Origin of the sequence: Streptomyces roseolilacinus (assembly GCF_014649335.1) — a bacterium.
Classification (GTDB): Bacteria; Actinomycetota; Actinomycetes; order Streptomycetales; family Streptomycetaceae; genus Streptomyces; species Streptomyces roseolilacinus.
In genome coordinates, this window is sequence record NZ_BMSV01000002.1 from 84,811 (window position 1) to 108,074 (window position 23,264).

The 23,264-nt window shown below is 76.7% G+C and carries 16 protein-coding genes; 6 read left to right on the forward strand and 10 right to left on the reverse strand.

Annotated features, from left to right (window positions below; all coding sequences use genetic code 11):
• Positions 1-26 precede the first annotated feature (26 nt).
• Together IE106_RS04660 and bdeA are read right to left on the reverse strand one after the other, a co-directional pair.
• Complete coding sequence (locus IE106_RS04660; protein ID WP_189530123.1) at positions 27-2,846, reverse strand: helix-turn-helix transcriptional regulator; 2,820 nt, start codon at positions 2,844-2,846, stop codon at positions 27-29.
• A 229-nt stretch (positions 2,847-3,075) separates the two neighbouring features.
• Positions 3,076-3,975 carry a bis(hydroxyethyl) terephthalate hydrolase gene (gene bdeA, locus IE106_RS04665; RefSeq protein ID WP_189530125.1) on the reverse strand — a complete coding sequence of 300 codons (900 nt, stop codon included), beginning with the start codon at positions 3,973-3,975 and terminating at the stop codon, positions 3,076-3,078.
• A gap of 239 nt (positions 3,976-4,214) precedes the next feature.
• On the opposite strand from bdeA, the gene IE106_RS04670 reads away from it, so the two are divergent.
• On the forward strand, positions 4,215-4,493 hold the full coding sequence (locus IE106_RS04670; RefSeq protein WP_189530127.1) for a hypothetical protein: 279 nt from the start codon (positions 4,215-4,217) through the stop codon (positions 4,491-4,493).
• Between the two features lie 101 nt (positions 4,494-4,594).
• Here the strand turns inward: IE106_RS04670 and IE106_RS04675 are convergent, their stop codons facing one another.
• Positions 4,595-5,143 carry a TetR/AcrR family transcriptional regulator gene (locus IE106_RS04675; protein ID WP_189530129.1) on the reverse strand — a complete coding sequence of 183 codons (549 nt, stop codon included), beginning with the start codon at positions 5,141-5,143 and terminating at the stop codon, positions 4,595-4,597.
• 94 nt (positions 5,144-5,237) lie between these two features.
• Between IE106_RS04675 and IE106_RS04680 the strand changes: the two genes are divergently transcribed.
• Positions 5,238-5,825 carry a DUF2867 domain-containing protein gene (locus tag IE106_RS04680; RefSeq protein WP_189530131.1) on the forward strand — a complete coding sequence of 196 codons (588 nt, stop codon included), beginning with the start codon at positions 5,238-5,240 and terminating at the stop codon, positions 5,823-5,825.
• A gap of 178 nt (positions 5,826-6,003) precedes the next feature.
• Complete coding sequence (locus IE106_RS04685; protein WP_373295901.1) at positions 6,004-7,278, forward strand: serine hydrolase domain-containing protein; 1,275 nt, start codon at positions 6,004-6,006, stop codon at positions 7,276-7,278.
• A 76-nt stretch (positions 7,279-7,354) separates the two neighbouring features.
• On the opposite strand, the gene IE106_RS04690 is transcribed toward IE106_RS04685, so the two are convergent.
• The 3 genes from IE106_RS04690 to IE106_RS04700 form a co-directional block, all read right to left on the reverse strand.
• Entirely contained in the window at positions 7,355-10,438 is a 3,084-nt protein-coding gene (locus tag IE106_RS04690) for a glycoside hydrolase family 3 protein (protein ID WP_189530133.1), read from the reverse strand.
• Between the two features lie 44 nt (positions 10,439-10,482).
• Positions 10,483-12,378 (reverse strand): ricin-type beta-trefoil lectin domain protein, encoded by a 1,896-nt coding sequence (locus IE106_RS04695; RefSeq protein ID WP_189530135.1) that lies wholly within the window; start codon positions 12,376-12,378, stop codon positions 10,483-10,485.
• Positions 12,379-12,938: 560 nt separating this feature from the next.
• Complete coding sequence (locus tag IE106_RS04700; RefSeq protein WP_189530138.1) at positions 12,939-13,718, reverse strand: LysR family substrate-binding domain-containing protein; 780 nt, start codon at positions 13,716-13,718, stop codon at positions 12,939-12,941.
• A gap of 57 nt (positions 13,719-13,775) precedes the next feature.
• Here IE106_RS04700 and IE106_RS04705 point away from each other — a divergent pair, with 57 nt between their 5' ends.
• Positions 13,776-14,171, forward strand: a complete 396-nt coding sequence (locus IE106_RS04705) for a DUF5997 family protein (protein ID WP_189530140.1) — start codon at positions 13,776-13,778, stop codon at positions 14,169-14,171.
• 120 nt (positions 14,172-14,291) lie between these two features.
• On the opposite strand, the gene IE106_RS04710 is transcribed toward IE106_RS04705, so the two are convergent.
• Together IE106_RS04710 and IE106_RS04715 are read right to left on the reverse strand one after the other, a co-directional pair.
• Complete coding sequence (locus IE106_RS04710) at positions 14,292-15,338, reverse strand: PASTA domain-containing protein (RefSeq protein ID WP_189530142.1); 1,047 nt, start codon at positions 15,336-15,338, stop codon at positions 14,292-14,294.
• Between the two features lie 130 nt (positions 15,339-15,468).
• Positions 15,469-16,827, reverse strand: coding sequence for a tetratricopeptide repeat protein (locus tag IE106_RS04715; RefSeq protein ID WP_189530143.1), 1,359 nt, complete (start codon positions 16,825-16,827; stop codon positions 15,469-15,471).
• 150 nt (positions 16,828-16,977) lie between these two features.
• On the opposite strand from IE106_RS04715, the gene IE106_RS04720 reads away from it, so the two are divergent.
• Positions 16,978-18,339 (forward strand): M64 family metallopeptidase, encoded by a 1,362-nt coding sequence (locus IE106_RS04720; protein WP_229840041.1) that lies wholly within the window; start codon positions 16,978-16,980, stop codon positions 18,337-18,339.
• A gap of 45 nt (positions 18,340-18,384) precedes the next feature.
• Here IE106_RS04720 and fusA read toward each other — a convergent pair whose 3' ends face one another.
• Positions 18,385-20,472 carry an elongation factor G gene (fusA, locus tag IE106_RS04725; RefSeq protein WP_189530145.1) on the reverse strand — a complete coding sequence of 696 codons (2,088 nt, stop codon included), beginning with the start codon at positions 20,470-20,472 and terminating at the stop codon, positions 18,385-18,387.
• 459 nt (positions 20,473-20,931) lie between these two features.
• On the opposite strand from fusA, the gene IE106_RS04730 reads away from it, so the two are divergent.
• Entirely contained in the window at positions 20,932-22,422 is a 1,491-nt protein-coding gene (locus tag IE106_RS04730) for a dienelactone hydrolase family protein (RefSeq protein ID WP_189530147.1), read from the forward strand.
• 85 nt (positions 22,423-22,507) lie between these two features.
• Here IE106_RS04730 and IE106_RS04735 read toward each other — a convergent pair whose 3' ends face one another.
• Entirely contained in the window at positions 22,508-23,236 is a 729-nt protein-coding gene (locus IE106_RS04735) for a class I SAM-dependent methyltransferase (RefSeq protein WP_189530150.1), read from the reverse strand.
• Between the last annotated feature and the right edge of the window lie 28 nt (positions 23,237-23,264).

Consider the following 23,264-nt stretch of genomic DNA (forward strand, 5'->3'; position numbering starts at 1 on the left):
AGAATGGCATACCGTCCAGTCGGTCCCTAGGGGTGTGCACGGGTCGGTTCCGCGGACCCGCCGGAATCCGCCGGGTGCGCCCGGTCGACGATCCGGGCCAGGTCCACCCGCGACCGGACGCCCAGCGCGGCGAAGACGTTGCGCAGGTGGTGGTCGACCGTGCGCGGGCTGAGCGACAGGCGCACCGCCACCTCGCGGTTGGTGGCCCCCTCGGCCACCAGGCGGGCGATGCGCAGCTGCTGGGCCGTCAGCCGCGACAGGCCGCCCTCGGGCCTGCTGCGCGGGGCGCTGCCCGCCGCCCGCAGTTCGCTGTCGGCCTGCTCCGCCCAGCCCCGGGCCCCGCACTGCTCGAAGGCGATCAGCGCCTCGCGCAGCCGGTCCCCGGCCTCACGCGGCCGGCGCTGCCGGCGCAGCCACTTCCCGTACAGCAGCAGCGTCCTGGCCCGCTCGAACTCCCCGCTCGCCACCTCGTGGCGGTACAGCGCCCGTTCGTACCAGTCACCCGCCTCCGCCGGGTCCAGCAGCGCCCGGCACCGCGCCAGCTGGGCGGGCGCCTGCGGGTCGGCCCCCAGCGACGCCCACACGGCGAACTCCTCGACGGCCGCGCGGGCCGCGCCGGGCTGGCCGGCGAACGCCGTCGCCTCCACGTAGCAGGGCAGCGCCAGGACGCGTACCGCGAAGTGCCCGCCCCTCGGCCCCGACCGCACGACCGGGCGGAGCCGCGCGGCGGCCTCCGGCACCCGGCCCCGGCTCAGGTCGGTGCGCGCCGACGCCCACTGCGCCAGTGCGGCCGCCTGCGCCAGCCCGTGCCGCCGCGCGGTGTCCAGGGCGCTCGCGGCGTGCGCGGCGACCCCCGGCTCGTCGCCCTCGACCGACAGGGCCAGCGCCAGCACGGCGTGGAGGTGCGCGGCCACGTTGTGCTGCCCGGACCGGTGCGCGGCCCGCAGCCCCTCCTCGGCGTGGGCGCGCGCCCGCGCGTGCCGGCCCGCCCTCAGCTCGGCGTACGCCAGGTACTCCAGCGCCCGCGGCACCGACGCGGCCGACCCCTCCGCCCGGGCCACCGCGAGCGCCCGCGCGCTCACCCGGCAGGACGCGGCCACGTCTCCGATCAGCAGCGCCGCGGCGCCGGCCCGCAGCAGGAGCGCCACATCGGCGTCGTCGGCCCCGGCCCGCTCGACGGTGCGCCGCAGGGGAGTCCGCGCCAGGTCCAGCCGCCCGCGGAGCGCGGCCCGCAGGCCGGCCAGGTACTCCTCCCCGCTTCCCGCCCCGTGCTCCGGCGGCGTCGCGTCGTCGTCGGACGCGCTCACCGCGACGGCGTCCAGGGACGCCAGGCACGCCGCCACGTCGCCGGCCGCCCAGGCCGCGTCCGCCGCGGCCAGGCGGGCCGCCGTGGCGTGCCCGGGGTCGTAGGGGGCGAGCAGCGCCGCGGCGGCGCGCAGGGCCTCGTGGGCGTCGGCCACCGGTCCGTCGTCCGACGCCAGGACCCCGTCGACCAGTTCGACCCGGCCCCGCACCGCGTCGTGCCCGCCCGCCGCCCGCGCCGAGGCCAGCAGCTCCCGCGCCCGCCCCGGCGCGCCCGCCAGCCGGGCCTGGTCGGCCGCGGCCGTCAGGCGCTCCACGCGCGCGCTCGTCCCGACCGTCAGCTCCGCCGCGCGCACCAGTGCCGAGGACCGCTCGCGGGGCGGGTGGCGGACGTCGCCCCGGGTCGCCTCGGCGGCGAGCGCCGCCGCCAGGTGGGGGTCGGGGCCCCGCACGGACAGCGCCGTGTGGGTCAGGCGGGCCAGCGGGTGGCGGCCCGCGTCCAGCGCCAGGGCGAGCGCCCCGTGCGCCGCCCGCCGCCGGGCGGGCGGCGCCTCCGCGTACACGGCCCTGCGCAGCGCCGGGGTGGCGCAGGCGATGCGGCCCCCCGCCCAGCCGACCAGCCCGGCCGCCTCCGCCGCGGCGAGCGCGGACCCCGGCAGCCCCGAGCGCCGCGCGGCGTCCTGGACGAGCGCGGCGTCGGCCGTGCCGCCGTCCGGGTCGCCTTGTGAGGCGGCCGCGACCAGCAGCAGCAGGTCGCCCAGTTCCTCGGGGAGTTCGGCGGGCCCGGGGCGCACCACCCGGGTCAGCGCCGCCGCGTCCACCAGCGGCCGCGGCAGCGGCGCGCGGCCGGCCAGCTGCGCCGCCGACAGGCGCTCCACGAGGAAGGCGAGGAGGGCGGGGTTCCCCTCCGCCTCGGTCACCAGCTCCTCCCGTACGGAGGCGTCGACGGGCCCGGCCGCCAGGTCGTCCACCACGGCCGCCGCCGCACCGCGCGACAGCGGCCCGAGGACGACGGACGGCAGCCCCGCGAAGTCCCGGCTCCCCGGGTGCCGCCGCACGGCCGTCACGAGCACCGCCACCGGGCCCGCCGGCCGGACGTCCCGCAGGAGGGCGGCGAGCGTGCGCCGGGACGGCTCGTCCCACAGGTGCGCGTCGTCGACGCAGAGCAGCAGCGGCCCGGAGGCGGACGCCGCCCGCAGCGCCGCCGCCAGGGGGCCGGCGGCCGGCGGACCGGCGGGGGCGGCGTCCCCGCCCGCCCCGTACGGCGATCCGCGCCGGGCCAGGGCGTCGTACAGGGCGCGCAGGCCGCTGCCCGGGGCGCCGCTGTCGCCCGGCGTCGCCGCCGTCCGCAGGACCGGGCCCGCGGTGAAGGACGCGGCGGCGTGGTCCAGGAGCGCCGTGCGGCCCAGGCCGGGGTCGGCGGTCACCAGCAGCAGCCCGCCTCCGCCGTGGCGCGGTGCGTCCAGCGCGGCGGCGACGGACCGCAGTTCCACGTCCCGGCCGTGCACGCGGGAAGGTCGTTCGAGGGTCGGTTCTACGGTCATCCCCGGGACGGTAGTGACCCGCGCCCCGGTCCGGAAGGCATCGGTCCGTTACCCGGTGTGCGGCCGCCGCCCGCCGCCCACCCCCTCCCGCCTGCGCCGACGCCGCCGGGTTGGGCCGGTGCCCAGGGCGCGGCCCGCGGGTTCTGTGCCGCTGCCCGGTCGCACGACCGGCGGCCGCGCGTGGAGGGCGCGGCCGCCGGAGGAGGCAGGGCCCTGCCGGGCCCGGGGGTCAGGAGGTGTGCGGGCAGTTGCCCCGGTACTCCTCGATGGTGAGGCTCGGCCGCGGCAGCGGGCACAGGAACTGCTCGTAGCGGGTGTCGTTGTCGATGAACCGCTTCAGCCACGAGATGCTGTACTTCGCGATCGTCGTGTTCGAGGTGTTCGGGGAGAAGTGCGAGGCCCCGTTCAGCTCCAGGTAGGCCCGGTCCAGCGACGACGGCAGGTTCTCGTAGAACGGCTCCGCGTGGCTGGACACCGGGGCGATGGTGTCCCCGTCGGCGCCCACGATCAGGGTCGGCGTCCGCAGCTCGGGCCAGGTCTTGTCCAGGTTCCACGGCGTCAGCGGGACGGCCGCCTGGAGGGACGGACGGCTCTTCGCCGCCTCCAGGCTGCCGCCGCCGCCCATGGAGTGGCCCATCACGCCGAGGCGGGTGGCGTCGACGCGGCCGCGGACGCTGCTGCGCTGCGTCAGGTAGTCCAGCGCGGCGAGCAGCTGGCGGCCCCGGCTGTCGGGCTGGTCGAGCGTGGTGTTGGTGTCGATGGTGAACACGACGAACCCCTGCGAGGCCAGTCGCGGGCCCAGCCAGGCGATCGACGACTGGGTGCCGGTGTAGCCCGGGGAGACGGCGATGGCGCCGAACGTCCCGTCGCTCGTGCTCGTCGGGTAGTAGATCGTCCCTCCGCCGAAGCCGGTCACCGACAGCGAGGAGACGGTGGTCTCCGAGACGGCGTACGGGCCGCGCACCGCCTCGATGCTGGCGTTGGTGGGCGCGGGGCCGCGCTCGTACGGGTTGTCCGCGGCGTGCGCGCCGGGCGTCGGTCCGAGACCGAGGCCGACGACGACCGCGACCGCCGCGAGGGCGCTGCTCAGCGAACGGGTCCTGCGCTTGGTGTGGGGGTTCTGGTGCACGACAAAGTCGTCCTCTCCGTCGTGGCGGGACCCCGGGGCGGAGGGCGCGCGGCCGGCCGGCCCCGGCGCACCGCCCCGGGGGTGGGTGACCCGCCGGTGTGTGGCGGTGTCACTGTGGCGGCGCGCCGGGGCGCGGGGCATCGGCTATATCACCGGTCTCGGCGCCGCGGCCCGCCCGGCGCGCACCGCGGCCCGTCCGGTGGTCGACTGGGAGGGGGGAGCGGCGAGAGGAGCCGACGATGTACGTCCTGCGCGTCGAGCACGCGGTCCCCGACTACGCCGCCTGGAAGCAGGCGTTCGACGGCGACCCGCTGGGCCGCGGCGCCGCCGGCGTCCGGGGCTACCGCGTGATGCGGCCGGTCGCGGACCCCGGCCGGGTCATGATCGACCTCGACTTCGACGACCTGGAGCGGGCCGAGGACATGCTGGCGCGGCTGCGGGAGCTGTGGACCCGCGTGACGGTGGCGGTCGGACCGGAGGCGGAGATCACGGAGGTCGTCGAGACCGGGCGGTACTGACCGCGCCCGCCCCTCTCCCGGCGTGCCCGCCGCCTTCCGGCGTGCCCGCCGCCCCCTCCCGGGGCACCCGCCGCCCCCTCCCGGTGCCCGGCTGCGCCGGACTACGCCCGCAGCCGCTCCCACACGAGCCGCTCCACCTCCTCGCGGTCCCGGCCCGGGTGCTCCGCGGCGATGAGGTGGCCGCCGATCCACACCGAGAAGGCGATCATGCTTCGCGCCTCCGCCTCCTCCTCGTCCGGGCAGAACTCCGAGAACAGCGCGCGCAGGTAGTCCATGCGTCGCGTGTCCACCCGCCGCAGCCGCCGTGCCACCGCCTCGTCGCGCCGCGCCCAGTCGCGGACCGCGAGGTCGGTGTGGATGTCGGTCGTCAGCCCCGGGACGACGTCGGCCAGCCGCAGCAGCCGGGTCCGCGCGTCCCCGCCGCCGCTCTCGACCCGCTCGATCACCTCGGCGGTGACCTCCTCCTCCCAGGTGTCGAGCATCTCGCGGAGCAGGGTGTCCCGATCGCCGAAGTGCCAGTAGAAGCCGCCCTTGGTGACCCCCAGGGCCTGCGCGAGCGCCTCCACGCGGACGGCCTGCGGGCCGCCCTCGGCGAGGGCCCGCAGCCCTTCTTCGATCCACTTGCCGCGAGGTGTGCGGGCCACGGCCACGGTGTCCTCATCCTTCTGTCGACCCGCCTATACGCAGGCGTATGGACGGGGGTAGTGTCATCCGTACACCAGCGTATGGAATGGGGGTTCCGACATGAAGCTGGCACCCGAGGCCCACACCTCCCGCCCCTGGCGCATCCACGGGATCGCGCACGACTTCACACTCGAGGACGTCTGGGAGCTTCCGGCCTCCGGCGGCCCGGACGACTTCCCGCGCCTGCTGGAGGCGATCTGGTCCGGCGGCTTCCCGGAGGACTCGTCCCTGCCGGTCCGCTTCCTCTGGGCGGTCAGGGAGAAGCTCGGCGCCCTGTTCGGCTGGGACGGGGAGGAGGACGGCGTCGGCGCGCGGGTCCCGTCGCTGGCGGAGCGCCTCCCGGACGACCTGCGGGGCCGGCCGACGGGTCCGCCGACCGGGAAGCCGTTCTCGGCGCTGTACCTGACGGACGACGAGTGGGCGGCCGAGATGGCCAACCGCACGGTCCACTCCGTCATGCACCTGAGCTGGGTGCCCGACGGCTCCGGTGGCCACCGCGGCCGGATGGCCGTCCTGGTGAAGACGAACGGGCGGCTCGGCACCGCCTACATGGCCGCCGTCGCACCCTTCCGGCACCTGATCGTCTATCCGCAGCTGATGCGCTCGTGGGAGCGCAGCTGGAAGGAGCTCACCGCCTCCGGGCGCTGACGAGGTGCCACCCCGGCGGACCGGTCCGGTCCGCCGGGGCGGGTCCGTCGGAGCGGCAGGCGGCGCGGACGGCTCCGGATGGAGCACCCCGACAGGGCCCCGGCCGCCGTCCCGACCGAAGGTGGAGGCAGCCACGCCGCCGCGCCCCGCCCGGCGTGCCGCCGACAGGAGGTACGACGTGCCCACGCGCACCGCACGCCCCCGCGCCGCCGCCCGGACGGCCGCCGCGGCGGCCCTGGTCCTCGTGGCGGGCATGGCGCCCGCGCTCCACCCCGCCCGGGCCGCCACCGCGCCCACGCCCGCGCCCGCACCCGACGCGGCGCTCCAGCGCCGGCTGGAACAGCTCGTCGCCACCCCCGGCGGCCCGCCCGGCGCCATCGTCGTCCTCCACCGCACCGGCACCCGCACCGCCGCCGGTACCGGCCCCCGCGCCGCGGGTGCCGCCGCCCGCACCGGCACCCGCGACGGCGGCGGAGCGGGCCGGGGAGGCCGCACCGAGGTGTACCGGGCCGGGACCGCCGACCTCCGCACCGGCCGCCCGCCCCGGATCCACGACCACATGCGGATCGCCAGCGTCGCCAAGGCGTTCAGCGGAGCCGTCGCCCTGCGCCTCGTCGACGAGGGGCGGCTGCGCCTCGACGACACCATCGGCCGCGTCCTGCCCGCCCTCCCCGCCGCCTGGCACCCCGTCACCCTGCGCCAGCTCCTCGCCCACACCAGCGGCCTGCCCGACTTCAGCGCCTCCCCGGAGTTCCTCGCGATCATCACCGAGGACCCCCGGCACCGCTTCGACTCGCGCCGCCTCCTCGACTTCGTCGCCGACCAGGGCCTGCGCTTCGCCCCCGGCAGCCGGTACGCCTACTCCAACTCCGACAACATCGCCGTCGCCCTCATGGCCGAGGCCGTGACCGGCCGCCGCTACGAGACCCTCCTCGAACAACTCGTGTACCGGCCCCTCGGCCTGCGCGACACCCACCTGCCGCAGGGGCACCGCCTCCCCGAGCCCTACCTGCACGGGTACGCCGTCGACCCGCCCGCACCGCCCGAGGACGTCAGCGAGGCCATCGGCGCGTCCGGCAGCTGGGCGTCGGGCGGCATCGTCTCCACCCCCGCCGACCTCGGCGCCTTCATCCGCGCCCACGCGTCCGGCGCCCTCCTGTCCGACGCGACCCGCCGCGCCCAGCGGACCTTCGTCCCCGGCGGCGCCTCCCAGCCCCCCGGCCCCGGCGCCAACGACGCCGGACTGGCGATCTTCCGCTACACCACCCGCTGCGGGGTCGTGTACGGCCACACCGGCAACACCCCCGGCTACACCCAGCTCGCCGCCGCCACCCCCGACGGCACCCGCTCCCTCACGTTCTCCGCCACCAGCCAGATCCCCCTGGACGCCGCGCTCCTGGCCCGCACGCGCGCACTGCAGGAGGACTTCGTCTGCGCCCTGCTCCGCGACTGACCGGGCCCCGGGCCCCGGCACGACGGAGTCCGGGGTGCCGCCCCGGCGGGCGGCACCCCGGACGGGCGGGAGGGGGTCAGGCGGCCCGGTACGCGGCCGTCAGCCGGCCCACCGCGGCCGACGGCTCGCCCCGGAGCAGCAGCCGGTCCGCCTCCGCGAACGGCTTCGCGGACGCCGCCGTGATGCCGCCGGCCATCTTCTGCTGGACGATCAGCCGCGCCGTGCCGACCAGTTTCCGCGCCGCCGGGGACGTGCCGCGCCCGGCCGCCTCCAGGGCCCGGGCGCCGGCGGCGAGGGCCTTCAGCGCGGACTCACCGCCCCGCACGGGCTTCGCCAGGGTGGTGAGCCCCCAGCCGTACGGGAACTGCGGGTCGTACACCGCGTCCCCGACGTTCAGCGGCAGCTGCGCCTCCGACTTCGGCCACGTCACGGGCAGCTGCCCGGTGAACGGCCGCCTGCCGTACAGGACGTCCGCGACGCCCTCGCCCTCCGTGCCCGGCAGCCACGACGCCACCAGCGCGTCGACGGCGCCGAGCCGGTCCCCGACGAGCTGCGGCCGCCCGGAGACGACGAGGACCGCGCACCGCATCGCCGCGCACACCTTGTCCACGGCCGCCTTGTCGGCGGGGGACAGCTCCAGGTCGTGGCCGTTGCCGACGTCACCGACGCCCTCCGCGTACGGGGTCTCACCGACGACGACCACCCCCACGTCGTGGCCCGCCGGGTCCGCCGACGCGTCCTCGGAGTACGTGACCTCCGCGTCCGGCGCCGCCCTGCGCATGCCCTCCAGGATCGTCGTGCCGGTGGTGATCCGGCCGGAGGAGCCCTGCCAGCTGATGGTCCAGCCACCGGCCTGGTTGCCCAGGTCGTCGGCGTTGGACCCCGCCACGTACACCTTCTGAGACGCCTTCAGCGGCAGCACGCCGCCGTCGTTCTTCAGCAGCACCTGCGACTTCGCGACCGCCTCCCGCGCGACCGCGCGGTGCGCCGGGGAGCCGACCTCCGCGAGGTGCGTCGTGTCGGCGTACGGCTTCTCGAACAGGCCGAGCCGGAACTTCTGCGTCAGGATCCGCGACACCGCGTCGTCGATCCGCGCCCCGCTGATCCGGCCCGCCGTCACCTCCTCCCGGAGGATGCGGGTGAAGTCCCGGTAGTTCGTCGGCACCATGATCATGTCGAGTCCGGCGTTGACCGACGTGCGCACGTCGCTCGGGTAGTCGCCGGGTATCTGGTCGATGGCCTGCCAGTCGCTGATCACGAAGCCCTCGAAGCCCATCCGGCCCTTCAGCACACCGTTGATCATCGCGGCGTCGGCGTGCATCTTCACCGGGCCCGCGTCGTCCCCGATGACGTCCAGCGACGAGTACGACGGCATCACCGTGCCCGTGCCCCGCCGCACCGCCTCCGCGAACGGCGCCAGGTGCACCGCCTCCAGCTCCTCGCGGGTGACCCGGGTGACGCCCTGGTCGGTCGTGTACGAGCCGGTGGACGACGAGCCGAAGGCCGTACCGCCGTCGCCGACGAAGTGCTTGGCGCTGGCCAGCACCTTGTCGTTGCGGTCCAGGTCCTCGCCCGAGGCCCGGCCCTGCATGCCGTCGATGACCGTCGCCATGGCGGTGACCAGCGCCGGGTCCTCGCCGAACGACTCGTACGAGCGCCCCCACCGCTCGTCGCGGGTCACGCACAGGCACGGCGCGAAGTCCCACGGGACACCGGTGGCGCGGACCTCCTTCGCGGTGACCGCCCCGGTGCGCCGCGCCAGCTCCGGGTCGCGCCCGGCGCCGATGCCGATGTTGTGCGGCATGATCGTCGCGCCGACGACGTTGTTGTGCCCGTGCACCGCGTCCACGCCGTAGATCAGCGGGATCTGGAAGCGGGTCGCCCGGGTGCGCAGCTGGTACGCGTCGACCATCCGCGCCCACGCCTCGGGCGTGTTCGGGGTGGGCACCGAACCGCCGCCGGAGAGCAGCGACCCGAGCGCGTGGGAGGCGATGTCGCCCTGCGACGCGAGCGCGTTGCGCTCGGCCTGCGTCATCTGCCCGGCCTTCTCGGCGAGCGTCATCCGCGACACCAGGTCCGCCACGCGCCTCTTCACCGGCAGGCGCGCGTCGAGGTACGGCAGGCCGTGCGCGTCCACGACCACCTGCGGGTCCTCGGCCGGCGGCTTGGCGCCGGCGACGGTCAGCCGCAGCGGGACCGTCTCGGCGGCCTCCGCCGCGCCGTCGCGCAGGGTCGGCACGGCCACCGTGCGGGACTCCCCGGACGGCGTGCCGGCGGGGAAGGTGAACGTGCCCGAGACCGGCGTGAAGTCCTCGCCGGGCCGGGCGGAGCCGCCGCCGGTGCTGTACGCGACGGTGACCGGCTCGGTGAGCGGCCCCGACCCGGTGGTGGCGACGGAGAGCCTCACGCGCGCGGTGCCGCCCTCGCCGACGGGGTGGACGGCGGCGTCGGCGACGACCCGGGCGGTGACGGCCGGGTCGGCCTTCCCGTACAGCTCCACGCCGTCGACGGCGAACGCGCCGGGCGACCCGGGCGGCAGCGTGAAGGCGTACCCCCACATCGCGTTCAGGCCGAGCACCTGGTCGATGCCGCCGACCGGCTGGTAGTCGGCGCGGTAGACGAAGTCGGAGAACGGGATCTCGACGAGGTGCCAGCCCTCCCAGTCGTCGGTGAACGACGTCGTCCACAGCTCGGACGTGGCGCCGCTGGTGCCGCCGTCCTTGATCTCGAAGTGGATCCGCCTGCCCGAACCGGGTGGCAGCGGCGCCTTGTTCTGCCCGTACCACCAGAACCGGACGCCCCGGTGGGCGGTCCAGTCGCGCGCGGGGCGGTCGGTGGCGAACTCGTGGCTGAAGCCGCCCCAGCCGCTGATGTCGTAGCGGCCCTCCAGGACCTTGGCCCCCTCGGGCGCGTCGGGGCGCTGCGCGAGGGACAGGGCGGGCCGGTCGTCGGTGTCGCTGCCCCAGGTGAATATCCCGTCGGCGGGCGGGTCGGCGAACGGCACCTCGCCCTCGAACCGGTCCACGGCGACGGGCGCGGGATCGTCGGCGGCGGTGCTGGGCGGCGCGCCGGCGAGGAGGCCGGCGAGCACGGCCGTGGCCGCGAGGACCGCCGTCCTCGTTCTCCCGCGGCGCGGGTGGGGCGGGTGGTGTCCGGGCATGGAGGCTCCTTCGGCGCTCGTCCGGCTCGGGTGGGGGAGGGGCGTTAGGCGGCGTCGAAGGTCCACTTCTGGTTGTCGCCGCCCGTGCAGGTCCAGATCTGTGTGCGGGTGCCGTCCGCCGGGGAGCGGTCCCGGACGTCCAGGCACTTGTCGGCCGCCGGGTTGACCAGGTCGCGGGTGGCGGCGTCGTACGCCCAGCGCTGCGCCCCGGTCCCGTTGCACGCGTACAACTGCGCCGGGGCGCCGTCCGCGGTGGAGCCGCCCGTCACGTCGAGGCACTTGCCGAGCGCCCGTACGCTGCCGTCCGCCGCGAACGTCCAGTGCTGCGCCGCCGTGCCGTTGCAGGTGTGCAGCTGCACGGGCGTGCCGTCCGCGGTCGCGCCGCCGGCGACGTCCAGGCACTTGCCGGCCAGGCCGGTGAGGGCGCCGCCGGTCCGGCCGCCGCCCTGGGCGCCGGTCCAGGTGAACGTGGCGGTGGTGCGGGCCGGGAGGGTGTACGTGAAGGACCGGTCGCCCCAGTCCACCCGCACCGACTGCGCGCCCGTGCCGCCGTTGTGGGCGATGAGCGCCTTCGAGCCGTCCGGGTTGCGCCAGGCGACGTTCCGGACGGTGCTGTCGGCGGTGGAGGCGATCCGGTGCGCGCCGGGGCGGACGAACTTCGTGAGGTGGCCGGTCGTGTAGTACTCGACGGTGTAGTCGACCTGGCCGGCCCGCGGGCCGCCCTCCTGCACGGTGATCAGGCCGGTGCAGGTGCCGCAGCCGCCGTTGTGCGGGCCCATGTGCTGGTTGAGCGCCAGGCTCCACTTGACGAGGCTGCTGCTCCAGTTGCGGGCGTAGGCGACGATGTCGGCGAGGTCCTCGTCGTGCTGGTCGGCGATCCAGGTGCCGCCGGAGTGCTCGGTGCTGAACTGCCGCACCGCCGGGTATCGGTCGTGGACCTGGCTGCCGACCGCCGGGTCGCCGAAGTAGCCGTGCCACGCGATGCCGCCGAACAGCGGGTCCTCGCGGACGCCCGGGTCGGCCAGGACCGCCGCGCCGAAGCCGGCGTAGTCGCCGTAGTTCCAGTCGTGCACCAGCACCTTGGTGGTGATGCCGGCCGCGCGGAACGCCGGGTACACGTGGTTCTTGGTGAACTCCACCAGGCCGGAGGGGTTCCAGCTCATGCCGGGGTAGTCCATCGCGGTCGGGTCGTCCGCCCGGCAGCAGTTCGGCTCGTTCTGCACCGACAGGTAGTCGACCTCCACCCCGGCGGCCCGATAGCTCTGGACGTACTTGACCAGGTACTGGGCGTACGTGGGGTAGTGCTCCCCCTTCAGCCGGCCCATCTGGTCCATGCGGCCGTTGTCCTTCATCCAGCCGGGCGCGCTCCACGGCACGCCCTTCACCCGGAGCGCCGGGTTGAGTCGCTTGGCCTGGGCGGTGAGCAGCCGGACGTCGGTGTCGTAGCCGTTGGCCCCGAAGTCGGCCAGGTCGCAGCAGGTGTCGTCGAGCGACACGTGGCCGGGCCGCGACAGGTCGGACGCGCCGATCGGATTGCGCACGAAGGACAGGCCGATGCCCTCCGTGGGGGAGAACAGCCTGCGCATCACCGTGTCGCGGGTGGCCGCGCTGACGGGGCCGCCGCGCAGCAGGTGGGCGGTGGTGTCCGTGAGGGACGCGCCGCCGCCCTCGAACCGCTGGTACGTGGTGCCCTCGTCGACGGTGATCGTACGGGCGGCCGTACCGCCGGCGGGGCCGAAGGCGAGGGGCGCCTGCTGGGCGAGACCTCGGGTGACGGTCCGGCCCGCGGCGTCCGAGGTGGTGGTCAGCCACACGTCGACCCGCTCGTTCGCGGCCTGCGCCGTGCCGGGTCCCGCGGCGACGAGGGCGCCGGCCGCGAGGACGCAGGCCACCAGTGAGGCCACGAGGCGGCGGGGCCTTCCGCGTCGGGTGCTGCGCATGGTGCTCCTTCCCAGGGGGGGGGCGCCGCCGGAGGGGGCGCGGCACGGGGCGAGGCGGACGAGGGGAGGTGCCGGAACGGAGGCGGGGAGGCGTCCGTGCGGTCCGTGCGCTCTTCCTTCACTGCCTGAATGCGACTCACTGCTTAACTTGAGGCTTGATTTAAGTGGCGTCACGCGGTGGCGTCAAGGCGTCGCACCGGAGTAACTCATGTGTCCCGCGGGTCTGGTGAGAGCCCGGCGGCCGGGCGGGGCGGCGCGGCCGCGTTCACCTTCTGGAACCCGCACGGCGTCCCGGGGGCGTCGGGTCCGGCCTCGAGGGCGGGTGCGGGGAGGCTCGGCCGGTGCCCGGCCATGGGGGGCGGCCCGCCTCCGCGCCGGTGGCCGGTCGGGGGCCGCGAGGACATCGGCGGCGCCGGTGCGCGCCCGCTCACCCGTGGTGGTCGGCGCGACGGCCGCCGCGGCGGGTCCGGCGGGACGCGCCCGCCGGAGCGGGCGGCCGGGGCCTGCCGCCACCGGGGAAGGGTGCCGGAGGGGGAGAAGCGGGGGGGGTCCGGAGGGGGTCAGGAACGGCGGCGCGGCCGGCCGCGGCGGGCGCCCTGTGTGGTGCCGGAGCCGCGCCGCGGGGTCTTCCCCGCCTGCTGCCCGCCGCCGCCCCGCCGCTGGGTGCCGCCCGCTCCCGAGCCGCCGGCGGCGCGCTTGGCCTTCGGTTCCTCCGCGCCGGCGGCCGGGCGGCGGCCGCGCGTGCTGTTCACCGTCCGCCCGCGGACGATCCCGATGAAGTCCTCCACCCGGTCCGTCGTCCGCTCCTCCGGCCACGACAGCGCCACCCGCGACTGCGGTACGCCCGTGACCGGCCGGTACGTGAGGTCCCTGCGGTGGTGCAGCCGGGCCAGCGACTGCGGGACGACCAGCAGCCCCACGTTCGCGGCGACCAGTTCCACGGCGTCCGCCGTCGTGGCGGGGCGCTCGAAGGCGGGCCGCCCCGGCGGGCGCTCCCAGTCGAGGGTGTCGTCGAGCGGGTGGAACACGATCTCGTCGGCGAGGTCGTCGGCGGACACCTCGTCGACGGCGCCGATGACGTGGTCCTTGGGGATCACGACCACCGTCGTCTCGGTGTACAGCGGGATGGCGCTGAGGTCCGTCCGGTCGACCGGGAGCCGGACGAGACCGGCGTCCGCGTCACCGCGGCGCAGCGCGTCCTGCGCCTCGGCGGCGGACACGGCGACGAGGTCCAGCGGCACCTCCGGCAGCCGCTCCCGCCAGATCCGCACCCACTTCGCGGGTGTCACACCCGGGACGTACGCGAGCCTGAACGAGGAGGGTGCTTCCGAGCCTGTCACCCGGCCAGGTTACCGGGCGTGGTCGGGAGCCGCGCACATGCTCGATATCCTGGGCGTATGACGTCGCACCGCACCACCCAGACGATGAAGCCCGCGACCGCGGCGAAGAAGCTGGGTGTCTACCTCGAGGCCACCCCCGCAGAGTTCCAGGAGGGTGTTGTCTCGCGCGACGAGCTGAACGCCCTGCAGACCGACCCGCCCGAGTGGCTGCGGGAGCTGCGGCGCAACGGCCCGCACCCCCGCCCCGTGGTCGCGGCCCGGCTCGGTGTCTCCATCTCGGGCCTCGCCCGCGGCGGGGTCACCGAGGCCCTCACCACCGACCAGATCGAGGCCCTGCGGGCGGAGAACCCCGAGTGGCTGCAGAAGGAGCGGGCCACGCAGGCGGAGGTCCGCAAGGAGGCCGCGCGGATCAAGGAGAAGCACGCCGAGAAGGGCGAGGCCCCGCAGGCCTGACGCCCGGCCCCGCCCGTACCGGGGCGGGGGAGTACGACCCCGGCCCGGCCGCCCCGCACAGGGGCGGCCGGGCCGCTTCACGTGCCGGGCCGCCTCACGTGCCGGGCGGGCGGTGCCGGGTCAGCACCAGCGGGTGTGCCGGCACGGGCTCCAGCCGTCGCCGCCCCCGGACGACCCGCCGGACGACCCGTCCGACCCGCCGGGGAAGCCGTTCGGCCAGTCCGACGTGCGGTTGCGGTCGCGCGGGTACGGGTCGAGGTAGTCCGGGTCGCCGTCCTCGTCCCGGTCGGGCAGGCGCGCGTCGCCGCCGGTCCCCCGGTCCGGCTCGGGGCAGGCGATGTCCGGCGAGGACAGGTACAGCGTCACCCACTCGTCCCGGGGGACCCTCGCGCCCTGCGCCGGGTCGTGCGCGCAGACCCGCCAGTGGTCGTACTCGCCCTCGTCGGGCAGCTTGTCGTTGCGGTACGCCGTCTCCGCGCGGAGCCTGTCCTCGTCCACGCCCAGCGCGAGGACCTCCTTGCGGGCGGTCACCCACGTCTTCCACACCAGTTCGGGCATCACCGGCCACGGCAGGGGCGCGCCGTCCGCCTCCGGGCACGGGTCGCCCGTGTGCACGGCGGCAAAGTCCACCGTCGGGCTCTCCCCCGTCCCGCCGACCTCCTGGAAGCACACCGTCCACAGGGAGCGGGCCATGATGTCCTTCCCCTCGTCGGACGCGTCGTGGTAGGCGACCGTGTAGCCCCGCTCGCCCGCCTTCGCGAACGCCACGTCGAGGGTCTGGCCCCGCAGGTCCGGCAGGGCCGGCCGCGGCGGCGGTGGCGACGGCGTCGGCAGTGACGGCGAGGACGGCGCGGGGGTGCTCGGCCGCACCGCCTCGGCGTCCGCCGCCTCCTGCCGGGCCGCGTCCTTCTCCGGTTCGGGCGTCACCGAGCCGAGCAGCGCCGCCGCGGCGACCGTCGCCACGACCTTGCCCGCCTTCGGCCACGGGCTGCCCCGCCACACCAGCACCAGCGCCGCGATCAGCGCGGCCGCGCCGAGGCCGGGCGCGATCAGGCCCAGCAGGGGGATCGCGGCGAGGGAGCCGACCCGGGCCCGGTTCGTCCGCCACCAGGGCCGGCGCGACGGGTCGGGCGGTGCGGGGCTCTCGGTGGCTCTCGGGCCGGACATGGTGGTGCCTCTCGGGTCGTACGGTCGTCCGGCCGCATCGTACTCAGAATCGGAATGCATCCTTCCGGGTGGTCGGTGTGCACCTCCCGGTGCGCGGCGAGCGGCTTCTGAAGGGCCGTGAGGACCCGGATCAGGCCGGGTGCCCGCCCCCACCCGTGCGGAACGGCGGCGCGGCGGGCGCCGGCCCCAGGGTCGTCGTGCCCGGCGCGGCCCGGTGGCCCAGCCCGGTGCGGTACGCGTCCAGGGCCGCCTCGACCCGGCCCGTACGGCGCAGCAGGTCGCCCAGCAGCCGGCACAGGTCCGCGAGGTCGCCCGACGCCCCGCTCCGCTCCAGCAGGCCGAGCGCCAGGACGTAGTGCTCCTCGGCGGCCTCGGCGTCGCCGCGCTCCTCGGCGATGAGCCCCAGCAGCCGGTGGGCGCCGCCCGCGTGCACGGCGCCGCGCCCGTCGTCCAGGTCCAGCACCGCCGACAGCAGCCCGGCGGCCTCGTCGTACCGGCCGAGCCGCCGCAGCACGTCCGCCAGCTCCACCTCCACCTGCGCGGTGTAGAGCGCCGCCCGGCGGGCCGCCAGCATCTCCCGTGCCGTACGCAACTCCCTCTCCGCGGCGTCCAGTTCGCCGCTCTGCGCCTTGACGTAGCCGCGCATCCAGTGGCAGTGCGCCAGGTCGGTCCCCAGCCGCAGCTGCCGGTACATCGCCTGGGCCTTCGCGAGCGACGCGTCGGCGTCGGCCGTACGCCCCTCCGCCAGGAACGTCCGCGCGACCTGCCGGTGCATCCCCGCCACCAGGGCCGGGTCGTCGACCCGCGGCGCCAGGGCGAGCGCCAGCTCCGCCGCGTGCGCCGCGCGGGCGTGCGCGCCCATGTCGATGTAGGGCCCGATGGCCGCCGCGTACAGCATCACCAGGGCCTCCGGGTCGGCGAGGCCGCTGCCGGTCAGCTCGTCGATGGCGGACTCCAGCAGGTAGCAGGCGTACCGCAGTTCCCCGGCAAGCAGGTGGGCGACGGCCCGCCCCCGGACCGCGCGGGCCCGGCGCGGGAGCGGTTCGCCGGCCAGCAGCCGCTCCGCCGCGGTGAAGTGCCGTCCGGCGTCCGCGAGGTCCCCGGTCTCCAGGGCGCAGTCGCCGAGCCCGAGCAGCGCCTCCGCCCGCTCGGCGGCCAGGCCGTGCCGCTCGGCGTCGGCGAGCAGCCGCCGGTACCGCTCGGCGGCCTCGTCGGCGGAGCCGGTGGCGAGCGCCCGCTGGGCGTCGGTCAGTGCGAGCCGCAGCTCGGTGGCGAGGCGGGCGGGGCGGCCGGTGGTCAGCTCCTCGTACGACGTGCCCAGCCGCCCGGCGAGGAAGCGCAGCGCCGTCTCCGAGGGGCGCACCCGCCCCGACTCCAGCGTCGAGACGTACGCCGCCGTGTAGGAGGGCTCCGCCAGCTGCCGCTGCGTCAGACCCCGTTCGGTACGCAGCCGCTGAACGCGGCGGCCGATCTCGGCCGGTTCGTCCATCGAAACCCCCTGGTCGCTCGAACTCCCCAGTATCCAGGGGCTCCTGGCCATTGCGCAGCCACCGTGCGCACCCCTACCTTAAGCGACCTGTTCATCGCATTTAATTCTCCGCTTAACCCCCGTCCCGACCCCTCGTCGCCAGGAGGCCCCGTGCGCCCCTCTCCCCTGCGCAGAACGCTGACGGCCGCCGGTGTGGCCGCGGCCGTCACCGCCGCCCTCGCCGCCGGACCCGGCACCGCCGCCGCCGGACCCGCGCAGCCGGCCGCGCCGGCCGAGCGGGTGGAGGTGGAGGTGCCCGGACCCGAGCACGGCACCGTCGCCGGCTCGGGCCACGTCCTGGTCCCCGCCGCCGGCCACGACCGGCCCGCGTCCCGGCTCTCCGAGGCCCAGGCCCGCGTCGACGGCACCGTCACCAAGGCCGTCGACAACGGCCCCACCGCCGACCGGCTGGACGTCGTCGTCATCGGCGACGGCTACACCGCCGGCGAACTGCCGCGCTTCCACGCCGACGCCCGTGCCAAGTGGGCCGAGATCGCCGCGGTCGAGCCCTACACGACGTACCAGGGCCTGTTCAACGTCTGGACCGTCGACGCCGTCTCCCGCGAGTCCGGCGTCACCGGCGACCCCGACCGGACCACCGTGCGCGACACCGCGCTCGGCTCCTTCTTCTGGTGCGGCGACATCGAGCGGCTCCTCTGCGTCGACCAGGACAAGGTCGACGCGTACGCGGCGCTCGCCCCGGAGGCGGACCTGGTCCTCGTCCTCGCCAACAGCGCCAAGTACGGCGGCGCCGGCTACAACGAGCCCAGCCAGACCCTCGGGTACGCGGGCATCTCCACGGCCTCCGCGGGCAACGAGAAGTCCGGCCAGGTCGCCGTCCACGAGACCGGCCACTCGCTCGGCGGCCTCGCCGACGAGTACTTCCACCCCGGCACGCCCGGCTACGAGCGGTACACCGGCAAGGAGCCCGCCGACCCCAACGTCTCGACCCTCGACGCCGCCCGCCTGGCCGAGCGGCGCGCCAAGTGGTACCGCTGGCTGGGCGAGGAGTCGCCGGACGGCGGCACGGTCGGCGCGTACGAGGGCGGCGGCTACTTCACCACCGGGCTGTACCGGCCCACGGACAACTCCCTCATGCGGGTCCTGGACAAGCCGTTCAACCTGCCCGGCGTCGAGGCGATGATCGCGGGCTTCTACCGCCACGCCAGGCCGGCCACCGCCCTCACCCCCGCCGGCACGACGCTGCGCGGCGACCGGGCGGCGAGGATCGCCGTCCCCCGCCTCACCGCCGCCGACGGCCACCGGCTCACCGTCCGCTGGTCCCTGGACGGCCGCGAACTGCCCCGCCTGGCGGGCCGCACCGAGGTGCGCGTCACGGAACTGGGCCTGCGCCCCGGCGACCTGCGCGCGCACAGGCTGTCCGTGACGGTCGAGGACCGCACGGACGCCGTCCGCGACCCGGCCGTCGCGGACACCCTGAGGATCTCCTTCGACTGGCGCGTCCGCCGCTGAGCCGGACGGCGGGGCCCCGCCCGCGCGGGCGGGCGGGGCCGGGGGCTACCGGGCCAGGAGGCGGTCCGACACCCCCGCCGGTACGGGGGCGAGGCCCGAGGGGCGGGCGGTGAAGGTGCCCCGCCCCTGCGTGCGGCCGCGCAGCCGGGTCGCGTAGCCGAACAGCTCGGCCAGCGGCACCGTCGCCGCCACCACCGTCGTACCGGCCCGCGCCGTGGAGCCGGTGACCCGGCCGCGCCGCGCCGCCAGGTCGCCGAGCACCCCGCCCACCGCGTCGTCGGGCACCGTCACCGTGACCTGGGCCACCGGTTCCAGCAGCGCCAGCCCGGCGGAGCGCAGCGCCTCGCGGAGCCCGAAGCGGCCGGCCGCGCGGAACGCCGTCTCCGAGGAGTCCTTGGAGTGCGTCGCCCCGTCCGTCAGCGTCACCCGCAGCCCGGTCACCGGATGGCCGCCGAGCGGGCCTTCGGCCAGCGCGTCCCGGCAGCCCGCCTCCACCGCGCGGACGAACTCCTGCGGCACCCGGCCCCCGGTGACCACCGACCGGAAGGCGAACCCCCCGGTCGACCCGGGCGGCACCTCCAGCGGCTCCACGTCCAGCACGACGTGCGCGAACTGGCCCGCGCCGCCGTCCTGCTTGACGTGCCGGTACACCAGCCCCGACACGCCCCGGACGACCGTCTCCCGGTACGACACGCGGGGCCGGCCCACGGCGACCTCCAGCCCGTGGGCGCGGCGGACCTTCTCCACCGCGACCTCCAGGTGCAGCTCGCCCATGCCCGACAGCAGGGTCTGCCCGGTCTCCGGATGGCTCCGCACGACCAGCGACGGATCCTCCTCGGCGAGCCGCGCCAGCGCCACCGCCAGCCGTTCCGCGTCCGGGGCGCGCCGGGCCTCGACCGCGACCGACACCACCGGCTCGGCTGCACCGGGCGGTTCGAGCACCAGGGGGGCCCGGGGCGCGCACAGCGTCGTCCCCGCGCGCGCCGACCTCAGCCCGACCACGGCGACGATGTCACCGGCGACCGCCTGTTCCGTCTCCGCGTGCCGGTCCGCCTGCACCCGCAGGATCCGGCCGATCCGCTCGGTGCGCCGCCCGCCCGCGTCCAGCACGGAGTCCCCCTTCCGCAACGTGCCCGAGTAGACGCGCAGGTACGTCAGCCGGCCCGTCGCCGTCGACTGCACCTTGAACGCCAGCGCGGCGAACGGCGCCGCCGGGTCGGCGGCCCGCTCCTCCACCGCGCCGCCCCACGCGCCCCGCACCGGCGGCACGTCCCGGGGCGACGGCAGGTACGCCACCACGGCCTCCAGCAGCGGCTCGACGCCCCGGTCCCGGTACGCCGCGCCGCACAGCACCACGACGCCCCCACCGTCGCGGGTCAGGTCGCGCAGCGCCGCCGCCAGCGTGTCCGCGCGGAGCGCCGAGCGCGCGCAGAACTCCTCCAGCGCGGCCGGGTGCAGCTCCGCCACGGCCTCCTCCAGCAGCGCGCGCCGCCGTGCCGCCTCGTCCCGCAACTCCTCGGGCACGGGCGCCTCCTCGTACCCGTCGCGGCCCTCGCCCCACACCAGGGCCCGCATCCGCAGCAGGTCGACGACGCCGGTGAAGCCGTCCTCGCGCCCGATCGGCAGCTGTACCACCAGCGGCACCACGGCGAGCCGCTCCCTGATCGACGCGACCGCCGCGTCGAGGTCCGCGCCCGCCCGGTCCATCTTGTTGACGAACGCGATGCGGGGCACCCCGTGCCGGTCGGCCTCCCGCCACACGGCCTCGCTCTGCGGCTCCACGCCGGCGACCGCGTCGAACACGGCGACCGCCCCGTCGAGGACGCGCAGGGAGCGCGTCACCTCGTCGGAGAAGTCGACGTGGCCCGGGGTGTCGATGAGGTTGACGCGGTGGCCGTCCCAGACGCAGCTCACGGCCGCCGCGAAGATGGTGATGCCCCGGTCGCGTTCCTGCGCGTCGAAGTCGGTGACGGTCGTCCCGTCGTGGACCTCGCCCCGTTTGTGGACGGCGCCCGTCAGGTACAGGATCCGCTCCGTCACGGTGGTCTTCCCGGCGTCCACGTGGGCGAGGACGCCGAGGTTCCGCACGGCGGTCAGGGGGGTGGGGGAGGGGTGTCGCGGGTCGGTACGCACGGCCCGTGGCCTTTCTGCCGGTGAAGCGTGTCGTGGGCGGCGCGATCACCCGTGGCGGACGCGCCCGGGCACGGCCGGGCGGCCCTCGCGCCCGCACGGCTCGCCGGCGGGCCGGAGCGGCCCCGGCGGAACGGCCGGGTGGGGCGGGGAGGGGTGGCGTCTCGTCACGGAACGGCCGGTGCCGGCCGCGCAGCGGGCACCGGGCCTACGAGGACACCGGGATCACGTCGTACCGCGACCAGGGGGCGACAGCGGTGCGGTCTCGCACGGTCGGGCCCCCTTCACTCGTCGTCCGGTCACACGCGGCGGCGCGTCGCGGCGGTGTGCCGGCGGCGCGCACCGCGAGTGTAGTGAGCGGCCCGGACGCGCGGCACCGGGTTTTCCGCGCCCCGGACCTCCTTGAATCTCCCCCAGGGGGAGCTCCTAGCGTGCGGTGCGAAGCGAGGACGAGGAGGACTCATGACGGCGTTCGTACTGGTGGGGGAAGTCTTCACCGGCGGGTGGATCTGGGACGAGGTGGCCGGCCGGCTCCGGGAGGCGGGCGCCGAGGTGCACGCGGCGGCCCTCCCGGCGGACCCCGGCACGGACCTGGACGCCCACGTCCGGCACGTGGTGCGGCTCGTCGACGGGGCCGCCGCGGAGCGGGTCGTGCTCGTCGGGCACGGATACGGCATCCACCCCGTGCTCGGCGCCGCCGACCTGCGCCCCGGAAGGACCGCCCGGGTCGTCCACCTGGACGCGGGCATGCCGCAGGACGGCGACCCGGCGCTGAAGCTGCTCCCCGACGGGGAGGTGCGCGAGCGGCTGCTGCGGCCGGACGCCGGGGACGAGCCGGTGGCGCCGCCCGCGACGCCCGACGCGTGGGGCCGCTGGGGCAGCACCGAGGGCGTCCCCGCGGCCGCCCTGGAGCGGCTCACCCGGCTGGCCGTGCCGCAGCCGCCGCGCACCCTCACCGCGCCGCTCCGGCTGACCGGCGCGGCCGCGCGGGTGCCGACGACCGGGGTGCTCTGCAGCGCCGGCGGAGCCGGCATCGAGACGGTCCAGGGACTCGTCGACCTCGGCGACCCCCGGCTCCAGGCGCTCGCCGACCCCCGGGTGACGTTCTTCGAACTCGCCACCGGCCACTGGCCGATGCTGTCGATGCCCGGGGAGCTCGCGGACGCCCTGCTCGGCGCGGCCGCCGGCGAGGGCCACCGGCTGACCCCCGCCGGGGCCGAACCGCCGCCGCACCTGCGGCCGTTCCTGCTGGACGTGCCCGAGCGGCACCGCGAACGGCACGGCGCCGTCGACCTGTACCTCCCCGACGGCGCCGGACCCGGGCGGCCCCTGCCGGCGGTGGTGTTCGTGCACGGCGGCCCCGTGCCCGCAGGAGTGCGCCCGACCCCGCGCGACTGGCCCGCCTTCACCGGCTACGCCGGGTACGTCGCCGGCCTCGGCGCCGTCGGGGTCACCCTCGACCACCGGTTGCACGACATCGCCGACTACGCGCGCGCCGCCGAGGACGTCGCCGACGCCGTCGCCCTCGTACGGGCCGACCCGCGCGTCGACGCCGGCCGGGTCGCGCTGTGGTTCTTCTCCGCCGGCGCGCTGCTGTCCGCGCAGTGGATCGCCGCGCCACCGCCGTGGCTGCGCTGCGTGGCCGCGACGTACCCGCTGTTCGCGCCGATGTCCGCCTGGGGGATGACCGGGTCGCGCTTCCGGCCCGCCGACGCGGTCCGCACGGCCGGCCGGCTGCCGCTCGTGGTGACCCGCGTGGAGCGCGAACGGCCCGAGATCGCGGCGACCGTCGAGGAGTTCCTCGCCACCGCGGCCGGTTGCGGGGCGGCCGTCGAGGTGGTCGACGTACCGGGCGCGCGCCACGGCTTCGAGACCGTCGACCACACGGACGAGACCCGCGGGGCCGTGGAGCAGGCCGTGCGCACGGTCCTCGGCCACCTGCGGGGCGCGTGAGCCGGAGGGGCACCCGGCTCCCGGAGGGGGCCGCGCCGGTGCCCCGCGCTCCGGTGGGCGGGGCGCCCCGCCCACCGGGCCCCGGTCAGGAGGGACCGAGGCGCGCCACGTACACGGTGTTCGCCGCCGTGCCGCCCCGCAGCGGGTGGGGGAAGGCCACCACATGGGCCTCCGCCCGCGCGAACACCCCGGCGAGCACGGCGGTGAACGCCTCGTCCGGCGGGTCGTCCGACCACAGGGCGAAGACCCCGCCGGGCCGCAGGTGCCCGGCGAGGGCCCGCAGCCCGGCGGGCCGGTAGAGCGCCGCGTGCCGCGGGTGCAGCACGCGGCGCGGCGAGTGGTCCACGTCCAGGAGCACGGCGTCGAAGCGGCGCCCCGGCCGCGGCGGGTCCAGGCCGTCCGGCCCCGCGGCCAGCGCGAAGAAGTCCCCGTGCACGAACCGGCACCGGGGGTCGCCGGTCAGGGCCGCACCGAGCGGGACGAGCCGCCGCTCGTGCCACTCGACGACCTCCGCCAGCGCCTCCACGACCACCAGGGAACCCACCCGCGCGTCGTCCAGCGCCGCCCGCGCGGTGTACCCGAGGCCCAGGCCGCCCACCGCGACGTCCAGCGGGCCGACGGCGCCGTCCAGCGCGGCGAGCCCGAGCCGGGCGAGCGCGACCTCGCCCTCGGTGAAGAGGCTCGACATCAGGTACGCGTCGTCGAGCTTCACCTCGTACACGTCCGCGCCCGACACCGGGTCGCGGCGGCGCCGCAGGCTGATCTCGCCGATCGGGGTCGGACGCCAGTCGAGCTCCTGGAATCGCACGCTCACCGGCCGGACGCTACCGGACGAAGGGCCC